The organism is Actinomadura atramentaria DSM 43919, from assembly GCF_000381885.1.
GTDB lineage: Bacteria > Actinomycetota > Actinomycetes > Streptosporangiales > Streptosporangiaceae > Spirillospora > Spirillospora atramentaria.
In genome coordinates, this window is record NZ_KB907223.1 from 70,970 (window position 1) to 81,216 (window position 10,247).

12 protein-coding genes and 1 pseudogene are annotated in these 10,247 nt (G+C 72.7%); 8 read left to right on the forward strand and 5 right to left on the reverse strand.

What is annotated here, in order from left to right:
• The first annotated feature begins 1 nt into the window (after position 1).
• Both G339_RS35625 and G339_RS0128275 read left to right on the forward strand, forming a co-directional pair.
• Positions 2-1,021 carry an ABC transporter permease gene (locus G339_RS35625; RefSeq protein WP_019634430.1) on the forward strand — a complete coding sequence of 340 codons (1,020 nt, stop codon included), beginning with the start codon at positions 2-4 and terminating at the stop codon, positions 1,019-1,021.
• Complete coding sequence (locus G339_RS0128275) at positions 1,011-1,799, forward strand: ATP-binding cassette domain-containing protein (RefSeq protein ID WP_019634431.1); 789 nt, start codon at positions 1,011-1,013, stop codon at positions 1,797-1,799. The genes G339_RS35625 and G339_RS0128275 overlap by 11 nt, the downstream gene beginning before the upstream one ends.
• A 20-nt stretch (positions 1,800-1,819) precedes the next feature.
• Here the strand turns inward: G339_RS0128275 and G339_RS35630 are convergent, their stop codons facing one another.
• Positions 1,820-2,023 (reverse strand): VOC family protein, encoded by a 204-nt coding sequence (locus tag G339_RS35630; RefSeq protein ID WP_019634432.1) that lies wholly within the window; start codon positions 2,021-2,023, stop codon positions 1,820-1,822.
• 259 nt (positions 2,024-2,282) lie between these two features.
• Here G339_RS35630 and G339_RS38230 point away from each other — a divergent pair, with 259 nt between their 5' ends.
• From G339_RS38230 to G339_RS0128295, 3 genes are all read left to right on the forward strand, one after another.
• A complete protein-coding gene (locus G339_RS38230) occupies positions 2,283-2,471 on the forward strand; it encodes a hypothetical protein (protein ID WP_240489924.1) in 189 nt (62 codons plus the stop codon).
• A 176-nt stretch (positions 2,472-2,647) separates the two neighbouring features.
• Complete coding sequence (locus G339_RS0128290) at positions 2,648-2,806, forward strand: SDR family oxidoreductase (RefSeq protein WP_019634434.1); 159 nt, start codon at positions 2,648-2,650, stop codon at positions 2,804-2,806.
• 47 nt (positions 2,807-2,853) lie between these two features.
• On the forward strand, positions 2,854-3,477 hold the full coding sequence (locus G339_RS0128295; RefSeq protein ID WP_019634435.1) for a hypothetical protein: 624 nt from the start codon (positions 2,854-2,856) through the stop codon (positions 3,475-3,477).
• 63 nt (positions 3,478-3,540) lie between these two features.
• On the opposite strand, the gene G339_RS0128300 is transcribed toward G339_RS0128295, so the two are convergent.
• On the reverse strand, positions 3,541-4,527 hold the full coding sequence (locus G339_RS0128300; protein WP_019634436.1) for a hypothetical protein: 987 nt from the start codon (positions 4,525-4,527) through the stop codon (positions 3,541-3,543).
• A gap of 75 nt (positions 4,528-4,602) precedes the next feature.
• Here G339_RS0128300 and G339_RS0128305 point away from each other — a divergent pair, with 75 nt between their 5' ends.
• A complete protein-coding gene (locus G339_RS0128305) occupies positions 4,603-5,091 on the forward strand; it encodes a MarR family winged helix-turn-helix transcriptional regulator (RefSeq protein ID WP_019634437.1) in 489 nt (162 codons plus the stop codon).
• A 211-nt stretch (positions 5,092-5,302) separates the two neighbouring features.
• Here the strand turns inward: G339_RS0128305 and rpsN are convergent.
• Both rpsN and G339_RS38245 read right to left on the reverse strand, forming a co-directional pair.
• Positions 5,303-5,596 (reverse strand): annotated as a pseudogene (gene rpsN / locus G339_RS38235) (30S ribosomal protein S14); the annotation flags it as partial.
• 146 nt (positions 5,597-5,742) lie between these two features.
• Complete coding sequence (locus tag G339_RS38245) at positions 5,743-5,985, reverse strand: transcriptional repressor (RefSeq protein WP_084693461.1); 243 nt, start codon at positions 5,983-5,985, stop codon at positions 5,743-5,745.
• Positions 5,986-6,169: 184 nt separating this feature from the next.
• Here G339_RS38245 and G339_RS0128320 point away from each other — a divergent pair, with 184 nt between their 5' ends.
• Positions 6,170-6,472 carry a hypothetical protein gene (locus G339_RS0128320; protein WP_157408066.1) on the forward strand — a complete coding sequence of 101 codons (303 nt, stop codon included), beginning with the start codon at positions 6,170-6,172 and terminating at the stop codon, positions 6,470-6,472.
• Between the two features lie 370 nt (positions 6,473-6,842).
• Positions 6,843-8,903 carry a hypothetical protein gene (locus G339_RS0128325; protein ID WP_019634441.1) on the forward strand — a complete coding sequence of 687 codons (2,061 nt, stop codon included), beginning with the start codon at positions 6,843-6,845 and terminating at the stop codon, positions 8,901-8,903.
• Here G339_RS0128325 and G339_RS41220 read toward each other — a convergent pair.
• A partial coding sequence (locus G339_RS41220) for a hypothetical protein (protein ID WP_205625655.1) occupies positions 8,884-10,247 on the reverse strand: 1,364 nt, incomplete at its 5' end. The genes G339_RS0128325 and G339_RS41220 overlap by 20 nt on opposite strands.

A 10,247-nucleotide genomic window follows, 5' to 3' on the forward strand; every position in this document is an offset into this window, starting at 1 on the left:
CGTGGCCATCGCGCACATGACCGCGCCGGGCCGCCGGGCCCTGCTGCGGCCGGAGCTGACGGCGGTCGCCAGCACGGTCGTCGTCTTCGTGATCTTCGCGGTCGCGGGCGGGGACGACGGGTTCCTGTCGGCGCTCGGCATCCGCAACGTGTTCCAGGTGTCGGCGACGATCGGGATCGTCGCGGCCCCGATGACGCTGCTGATGGTCGCGGGCGAGTTCGACCTGTCCGTCGGGTCCACGGTCGGCGCGGCCGAGATCGTCTTCGGGTACGCGGTCGTCCACGGCTGGTCGCTGTGGTCGGCGCTGCTGCTGACGCTCGCGGTCTGCGCGGCGATCGGCCTGGTGAACGGGATTCTCTCCGTCCGGACGTCCATCCCGTCGTTCCTGGTGACGCTCGCGACGATGTTCATCGTCGCCGGGGGAGCGGCCGCCATAGCCAACGGCAACCTCGGCGGGACGACCATCGCGGGCGTCACCGACGCCCTCGACGGCGACCCCCTGCTGTCCCTCTTCAAGGGGAACATCACCGACTGGTTCCCGGTCGCCGCCGCGTGGTGGCTCGTCCTCAGCGTCCTGGCCGCGTGGGTGCTCGGCGGCACGCGCTTCGGCAACTGGATCTCGGTGACGGGCGGCGCCCGCGCGTCCGCCGAGCGCGCGGGCATCCCGGTGGCCCGCGTGAAGATCCTGATGTTCGTCCTCGCCGCCGCCGGGGCCGGGCTGTCCGGCGTCCTCGCGGCGCTCGGCACCAACACCGCGAACGCGGCGGACGGCAGCAGCCTGCAGTTCGAGGTCATCGTCGCCGCCGTCATCGGCGGGACGTTCCTGTTCGGCGGGCTCGGCACACCGATCGGGACGGTCTTCGGCGCGCTGTTCTTCGGCCTCGTCTACCAGGGCTTCTACTTCACCGACATCGACACCAACTGGTTCCAGGCACTGCTCGGAATCCTTCTGCTGATCGCCGTCACCAGCAACAACACGGCGCGGGAGTTCACGATGAGGCGGTTGCGCGATGACCGATGACCAGGCCGTCGTCTTCGAGGCGCGCGGCGTCAGCAAGGCGTACGGGACGGTGCGGGCGCTGACGTCCGTGGACCTGGCCGTCCGAGCCGGGCAGATCACGTGCCTGCTGGGTGACAACGGCGCGGGCAAGTCCTCCCTGATCAAGGTGCTGTCGGGCGTGACGGCCCCGGACGGCGGCACGCTCGCCGTCGACGGCGAACCCGTGCGCTTCGCCGACCCGAGGGACGCCCTCGACCGCGGCATCGCGACCGTCTTCCAGGACCTCGCGATGGTCCCCGCCCTGCCCGTCTACCGGAACTTCTTCATGGGGCACGAGCCCGTCCGGGGCCGGGGACCGCTCGCGCGGTTCGACAAGCGGAAGGCCCGCGCGATCACCGAGGAGCAACTCGCGTCCATCGGCATCCGCCTCACCGACCCCGAACGGCCGATCTCCACGCTGTCCGGCGGCGAGCGGCAGTCCGTCGCGGTCGCGCGGGCCGTGTACTTCGGCGCGCGGGTGCTGCTGCTGGACGAGCCGACGTCCGCGCTCGGCGTCCGCCAGGCCGAGACGGTGCTGCGCTATGCGGTGCGCGCCAAGCGGCAGGGCGTCGGCGTCGTCCTCATCACGCACAACGCGCACCACGCGTGGGCGGTCGGGGACCGGTTCGTCGTCCTCAAACGGGGTGCGGTCGCCATCGACGCCGCCGCCTCCGACATCACGCTGGACGAGCTCGTCCGGCACATGGCGGGCGGCGAAGAGGTGACGCAGATGCGCCGCGACCTGCGGGAGATCCTCTAGGCGTACTCGGCCGCGAGGATCTACGTGACGCCGAAACGGTCGCGCAGCATCCCGAACGCGGGCGCCCACGGCGACGGGCCGAACTCCTCGATGACCGCCGCGCCGTCCGCGAGGCCCGTCCACAGCGCGGCGACCTCGTCGCCGGCGTCACCGCGAACGGACAGGAAGAACGGCGGTGAGGGTCGCCCCGTGCGGGAACCTGCCCCGCCGACGCCGGAGACCACCCCGTCCGCCGCGACCCTTGGCGATCTCCAGTGCGGCCGTTGGCACCGAACTTGATCAGCGCCCACCCGGCGACCGGCCCCGCAGCACGCCGCGCGGGCGGGCGCGGCGGCCCTGCGCGGAGCAGTTGATCCACGCGCCGGCGACATCCGCTTCGAGCCCGCCAGTCCGAGTACGTCCGCACCCCCAACGCCCAGGGCACGCTGGCCGCCGCCGCCGAGGTCCCGGCGGCCCTAGCCCGGCCTCCTGGCCGTCCCGGACGTGATGGGCACCGGCGCGGAACGGATCATCGCCAGGCACGAACCCCGCCAGAAGCTGGCCCACGACTTCGAGACCGACATCATCACCGAGCGCGACGACGAAGGTGTCGCCCACATCAAGGAACTGACCGGCGGGATCGGCGCCGACAGCGTGCTGGAATGCGTCGGCACTCCGCAGGCCATGCGGTAGGCACTGCGCTCCGCGCGGCCGGGCGGCGTCGTCGGCTTCGTCGGCGTCCACTGGCTGACGCCCGACACCGACGCCGAGTACGCCGCCGCCCCGGCCACGTGACGACGGCGTCCGCGTCAACGCCGTCCGCCCCGGCACCATCGGCACGCCGATGGTCGACGCCATGATCGCGAGCGGTGAACTCGACCGCGTCCGAACCGAGGCCGGGCCAGGCCATCGACCGCCTCGCCACCGCCGACGAGATCGCCCAGGCCGCCCTGTGGTTGTGCAGCCCCGGCGCGAGCTACGTGACCGGCATCGCCCTCCCAGTCGACGGCGGCTACACCGCCCACTGACCCGGATCCCTTGACCTCGGCGAGCCGGGCGGCGGTACGGTTCGGACGTGATCACCGAAGGGGGGACCCGGCTCGGAAAGCAGGCCGCGCGCCGTCTGGTCCGGCTGGACTGCTGCGTGATCGAAGCGGGGCTGACCGACGCCGAATTCGCTCGCATCGAGCGCGAGTACGGCTTCGAGTTCGCAGACGACCACCGGGCGTTCCTCGCCGCTGGACTGCCGGTCCACGAGCCGCGGGAAGAGGAACCGGACGTCTCCCACGCCTGGGAAAGACCGTGGCCGGACTGGCGCAACGGTGACCCCGACGAACTCCGCAACCACCTCGACTGGCCGATCGACTTTCTCCTCAGCGACATTCGGCGCGGTCACTGGCCGCCCGGCTGGGACGCGCGGCCGGATTCCGGCGAAGCGGCCGTCGACCTGGCACGGTCGCGGCTGGCCGAGGTGCCGAGAATGGTCCCCGTCTACGCGCACAGATTCCTGCCTGCGGGCCGCGGCGCCTTCGGCCACCCGGTCCTGTCGATGCGGGGCCACGACATCATCTCCTACGGCGCCGACCTGCTCGACTACATCGACCAGGAGTTCGAAGAGCCTCGGCCCGAATACCCCGACTCCTGGCCGCCCGAGGCAACCGTGCCGTTCTGGCGCGACTATGCCCGTGAAAACGATTGAGTTACAGGCCCGCGGAGCGGAATCGTTGGGATTGTCTGTGCGGGATCGGGCTTGGGGTGTGGTTCAGGGGACGAGTACGACGCGGCGGCCCTCCGGTGGTGGCTGGGTCCACGTGCGGGTGACGTCGGCGAGCGGCACCGCCTCGGCGTCCACCGGCAGGTCTCCCGCGCAGATCCGGTCGGCCAGCTCCGGCAGGTCGGCCAGCAGTGCGTCGAGGCCGACCGATCCTTGGCCGCTGCCCGACACGCGGAGGTTCGCGGCGCGTAGCAGCGCTGACGGCAGTGCCAGCTCCGGGCCGGCGACCGCGCCGATCTGCACCCAGTCCAGCGGTGCGGACCGGTCCGCGCGGGCGCGGACCAGTGCCTCCATCGCCGCTGCGGCGGGCGGTCCCCACAGGTAGTCCAGGACCACGTCGACGTCCGCGGCCTGCGCGGCGAGCCGTCCGGCCACCTCGTCGGCCGCGCCGACCAGGGGCACCGTCGCGTCGGCGCCCAGCGCGGGCAGGGCGGCGAGTCGCGCGGCGTCCCGCCCCGCCCCGACCACGCGGCCCGCGCCCAGCAGCCGCGCGACCGAGACGGCCGCCCGGCCGGCGTTGCCGGTGGCGCCGAGTACCAGCACGGCGCTCCCCGGCGCGAACGCGGGTGCGCGGTGGCGCAGCGCCACCCACGACGACATCGCCGGGTTCATCCCGGCCGCGACCGCCACCGGGTCGGCGTCGGCGGGCAGCGGGAACGCGCGGCGCCGGTCGATCACGGTGCGCTCGGCCATCGACCCGAACGCGGTGTCGGGCAACGCGAAGTACAGCAGGCTCCCGTCGGCGTCGCGGCCGACACCGTCGACACCGGGGACCAGGGGAAGCTCCCCGGTGGAGGTGTAGTGGCCGCCGTCGGCGGCCGAGCGGACGCGCGGGTGCAGTCCCGCCGCGAGGACGTCCACCACGCGCTGGTGGGCGCCGTGCGGCTCGGGCAGCGGCACGGACTCGCAGCGGGGCGGCTCGCCGAAGGCGCGGACGACGGCGGCGCGCACGGACGCGGGCGCGGTGGACGGCATGGCGGAACTCCAAGTAGTTGGTGACACAAACCAAATTAGTTTGCCCAACAAACCAAGTCAACTAGACTGCCCGCCATGCCCGCACAGCCGTCCGGCCCCGCCGACCCGCCCGCCGACGCGCTGGTCGACGGGCTCGTCCAGCTCTCCTTCCACGTCCAGGCTGTCCTGGCCGCCGCGGCGGCCGAGCACGACCTGTCCCTGCCGCAGGTCCGCCTCCTCGGCATCCTGCGCGACCGCGACGCCGAGATGCGGCAGCTCGCCCGTCATCTCGACCTCGACAAGTCCAGCGTCACCGGCCTGGTAACCCGCGCCGAACGCCGCGACCTGGTCCGCCGCGTCCCCTCGCCGCGCGACGGCCGCGCCGTCCTGGTCACCCTCACCGGCCACGGCCGCCGCCTCGCCCGCACCGCCGAGCGCGACGTCCGCGCCCGCGTCCGCGCCCTGACCGCCGTCCTCGACCCGGCCGACCGCGCCACGCTCACCGCCCTGGCCGACCGCGTCCTGGCCGGCCGCCGCACCCGAGCCGACGACCCGCGCGGCGGAGACCAGGGCACCCGCGACTAAGGAGCCCGCCGCCCCGCGTCCGGACCGGGCTCGGTGCGCAAACCCCGCGCAGTGGCGGCATCTGTTCGTGAGCGATGGCGCACGAGTCGGCGCGGTCCCGCGCTGTAGCACCGGCATCCGGCTCGGCTTTGAGCGGGTTGGTCTTGCGGCGGTCCGGACGGGCGTCCGCGACGGACCGGGGCTCGACCGTGTCCCACAGGTCCACGATCAGCTTGGTGACGCCGGGGAGTTCGCCGCGGTGGGCCATCTCCCGGAAGCGGACGCGGGACACGCCGAATCGCCGCAGGTGGCCGCGCGGCCGTCCGTCGATGGCGTCGCGGTTGCGGACGCGGGTCGCGCTGGCGTCGCGCGGCTGGCGCCGGAGTTCGGCGACGGCCGCCGCGCGGGCCCCGGCGTCGGTGCGCGGCGCGGCGATCAGCCGTTTGAGTTCGGCGCGCCGGGCGGCGTACCGGGCGACGACCTTTCGGCGGCGCTCGTTGGCGGCGATCTTGCTCTCCTTGGCCATCAGACCTTCTCCCCGCGGGCGCGGATGCGGGCGACGGCCGCCTCGATCCCGATCTCGTCGACCGTCTTGATGGCGCGGGCCGACAGTTTCAGCCGGACGTGGCGGCCCTCGGACGGCAGCCAGTACCGCTTGGTCTATGCGACTCGTCAGGCGGCGCAAACGGCGCACAGGCCGTAGATCTCGACGCTGTGAGTGAGCTGCGTGTAGCCGTGCTCGCCGCCGACGCGGGCGACCCAGTCCTCGATGGCGCCCTCCCGGATCTCCTCGGCCGCGCCGCACGAGCGACACACCACGTGGTGGTGGTGCTCGGGGCTGCAGTGCCGGTAGAGCGATTCACCGGTGGGCAGGTGGGTGACGTCGGCCTCGCCGCGTTCGGCCAGGGACTGGATCGGCTAACCGCAATGGTGCTCTGTGCAGATAGTAGGTGCCCGATTCGTTATCTGATGTCCGACTGTGGGCGCCGTTCGTGCTGTTCTTGCCTGCGGGCCCTGTTCATCGGGATGCCGACGCGCTTCCGAGGTCGGCGGGTCTCGTGGTTGACTCTTGGAGTTCCCCGGCAAGAAGGAGGCTTTCATGGACCCGATTACCTTGGCCATCGCCGGTGCCCTGGGCACGGGGATGGCGACGGGAGTCGGAGAGCGCGCCGGCACGGCCATTGCGACCCTGGCCGGGCGCGTTCGGCAGCGGATCACCGGGGAGCCGCGGACCACCGAGGAGATGGCCGAGGCGCTCGAAGCGGAATTCGCCCGCGACCCGGCCTTCGCGAAGGAGATCCGTTCGCTGTGGCAGCAGGCGAACCACGGGAACTCCTTCAACGGGACGGCGCAGAACGTCGTCCAGATCACCGAGAACAGCGGCAACATCACGTTCAATTGAGACAGTCGGCCGCGGCGTAGATGCGGTCGCTGATCGACGGAAAACCGGTCGCCTCGCCGCTGGACGACGTCGGGCCTGCCGCGCAGGTGCTGCCGCACCTTCGTCGCCACCGGGCCCAGTACCGACCCCGCCGGGCGCCGCGGGGTGATCAGAGGCCGCTTGTGGTCGGGTTCGGGGAATCGGCCGCGCGTTTTCCGGTGGACGGGTTAGGTTGGCGCGCGACCGGGTTGTGGCGGCGAGCGGAATCGTGGGGTCGATGGACGAGGCGGGCGGTGTCGAGAACCGGTCGGACGGGGATGCCTACAACGTCGTCCAAGCGAGGTCCATCGGAAGCATTCACCATCATTACCACGGCAGGCTCGATCGGCGGGTGGGGGCGCTGAACACCCTCCCGGCGGCCATCGCGTATTTCACCGACCGCACGGCCGAGTTCGCGGCGATCGACACGGCCGTCGCGGCGGCGCGGGACAAGGCGAGCCCGGCGGTGGTGGTGCTGGCCGGAACGCCCGGGGTCGGGCGTCGTACCGCGGCGTTGCGCTGGGCGCACGACAACGCCGGTTCGTTTCCCGACGGCAGCCTTTACGTGGATTTCGACGGCCCGGCCGGGCGCGCGGTGACAAGTGCGACGGATTTGCTGGCGTCGCTGTTGCGGCAGCTCGGCGTCCCGGAAGAGGACTTGTCGGCGTCCGGCGCGGATCTCGAATCGGTGTGGCGGGCGCGCACCTTCAACTCCAAGCTGCTGGTGGTGCTCGCGAACGTCCAGGTCCACGCCCAGATCGAGGCGGTCATGCCGTCGTCGGACAAGGCCGTCGTCCTCGTCACGACCGACCACGACCTCGACTCGGTGATCGACGCCTACGGCGCGACGCGCCTGCGGGTGGGCCCGCTGGACGAGGCGTCGTGCCGGGAGCTGCTGGACCGCATGGTCGGCGCGGAGCGGGTCGCGGGCGATCCCGAGGCCGTCCGGGCGCTGCTGGAGCTGAGCGAGGGCTGGCCGGACGAGCTGTGCCTGGCCGCGGGCTGGCTGCGCAAGCGGTCGGGCCGGGAGATCACGGCGGCGGTGCGGCGGCTGCGGGCCGCGCGCGACGCGGACGGCGCCGGTCCGGAGGGGCCTCGCATCGTCGCGGTCAGCGATGGCGCCTACGAGGCGTTGCCCGAACGCGCCCGCCGCGCGTTCCTGCTGCTCGGGCTGCATCCGGCCGCCGGCGACCGGCCGGGCCGGGCGGCCGCGTCCGGGGCGTCGTTCGCTCTGCCGGCGGCCGCCGCGCTGCTCGGAGCGTCCGCCGACGAGACGGAGGACGACCTGGAGACCCTGCTCGACTGGCAGCTCCTCACCGAGGAGAACGGCCGCTACCGGTTGCACGACCGGGTGCGCCGCCATGCCGTGCGCAAAGCGGGGGACATTCCGCAGGATCTCCGGGATCGGGCGGTCCGCCGGGTCGTGGAGTCGTATCTGGCGATGGCATGGGTCGCGGACGTCACGATCAACCCCTACCGGCCGCGCCTGGTCGCGGTCGGCGCCGACGGGCCATCGGCCTTCGGCGGCGGCGCGCAGGGGCGCAACCGGGCCGTGCGCTGGCTGGAGATCGAGCATCTGAACCTGTGCGCGTGCGCGCGCACGGCGGCCGAACGCGGCTGGCACGGCCTCGTGGTCCAACTCTGCGACGCCCAGTGGGCGCTGCAACTGGCCACGCGCCCCTACGGTTCGCTGCTGCCGGTTCTGGAGACGGGGATGCGCGCCGCCCGCGAACTGGGAGACGATCGGTGGATCTTCCAGATCGCATGCCGACTGGGCCGCGCGTATTTCGAGACGGCGGATTTCCCCAAGGCGCACGCCGTCCTCGCGGAGGGCCTGGCGGCGGCGAGGGCGACGGGCCGGCGAGAGGACGAGGCGACCGCGGAAGAGTTCTCGGGCCGGGCCTATTTGGACGCCGGGGAGTTCGGTGAAGCGCTGCCATTCTTCCAACGAGCGAAAAACCTGGAAGAACGCAGCACCGACCCGAGGCGGCGGGCGCGGGGCACCGCGATCCAGTCGCACCACATCGCCCGCGCGCGGCTCGGGCTGGGGGAGCGGGCGGCGGCGATCGACGCGGCGGAGGCCGCGCACCGGCTGTTCGGCGAAATTCCCCGCAAGGACGGCTCCGGAACCGAACCCGACCGCTACAACCAGGGCCGCGCGCTCACGACGCTGGGTCAGGCGCGGCTCGCCGACGGCGACGTCTCCGGAGCGCGGGCCGCGCTGCTGGAGGCCCTGGAGATCATGCGCGGTGAAGGGCGCGCCTACCAGGAGGCGCAGATCCTCGAAAAGCTCGCGGAGACGGGCACCGAGGACCGGCGGGGCCATCTGGAGCAGGCCGTCGAGGCGTACGCGCGGATCAACAGCGTCCGGGCCGAGCAGGTCCGGGAACGGATCACCCGCGAGATCGGCTGACCTCGACGTTGAGCCGCCGGGCTCCGATCCCGATCGTCAGTTCCGGCGGGTACGGCGCCTCACCGAGAGCCAGCGCGGCCGACGCGCACAACGCGGCGTCCGCCTCACCAAGCGGGTCGAACACGGTCGGTCCGCCGCCGCGCGTCCAGACCGCGCAGCGGCCGGAGTCGATGTCGGCGACCACCCGGCACCGGGGGTTGCGGTTCAGCACCTCGCGTGCGGTGAGCCCGGCGGTCGCCCCGGGCTCGTCCGCCCGGCGAACCAGGACCGCGGCGACGTCACGGAGCGACTGATCGGTCTCGGTGTCCTCCACGAGGAGATGAACATCGCGCAGCGGCCGCGTCCGCAGGTCGGCGACGATCGCGGGCACCCGTTCGACACCGATGACCGGATGCTCGCCGGGGCCGCCCGTTCGCGCCGCGACGAGCAGGGCCGGACGGCCGTAACCCCACCCGGCCGGTTCGGGCGCTGCGGGCGGCACGGGTAGCGAGCGGGCGGGAGATGCGGGTTCGGGAAGCCCGAGCAGTTCGTAGAACAGCGCGCGGTGCCGTGCGGCGGCCTCGCCCTGTCCGGCGACCGCGTGCTCGGCCAGATATGCCGCGAACGCGGGATCTGCACCGGTGATCGCGGCATCGACCTGGGGACGCAGCGGAGCATCGTGATCCAGCCGGGGGGCCCGAGCCGCGAGCATCGCCATCGGGGTTTCGGGATCGGTCTCGTCGGCCGCATACGTGGCGAACATGGTCGCCCGGCCGTGCGCCGCGCCGTACAGCCCCACCGAACCGTGATCGCCGAGGACGCAGTCCGCCGCGACGACCGCGGCCCGCCACCCTTCCAGCGGCGGGATCACCAGGAGCCCGGCCCGGCGGGCGTCGGCGAGCCACGACCGGATCTGCCACGCGCCGTGCCCCGCCCGGATGTTCGGATGCGCCACCAGCGCGACGCGGTACTCGTCGGCGGGCAACTCGGCCAGCAGCCGCGCGGGAAGCTCGGGATGGCGGCCCAGCGTCGAGTTCGCCCCCCAGGTGGACGAGACGACCACGAGCCGCTGCCCGGCCCGGACACCGAGCCGCGACCGGAAATACGCACGCCACGGCAGAGACGCCCCGATCCGGTCGAAACACACGTCGCCCGCGACGCGGGCGACGGGAACCGCCGGAGGGCACGACGCGCGCAGCCGCCGCAACTGCTCGTCATGGGAGAGGACGAGGGCGGACGGGATCACGCGCCCGCGATGCAGCAACTGCTCCGGCGCCAGCCCGTAAACCGTTCTCTGTTCTCTGTTCTCTGTTCTCTGTTCTCTGTTCTCTGTTCTCTGTTCTCTGTTCTCTGTTCTCTGTTCTC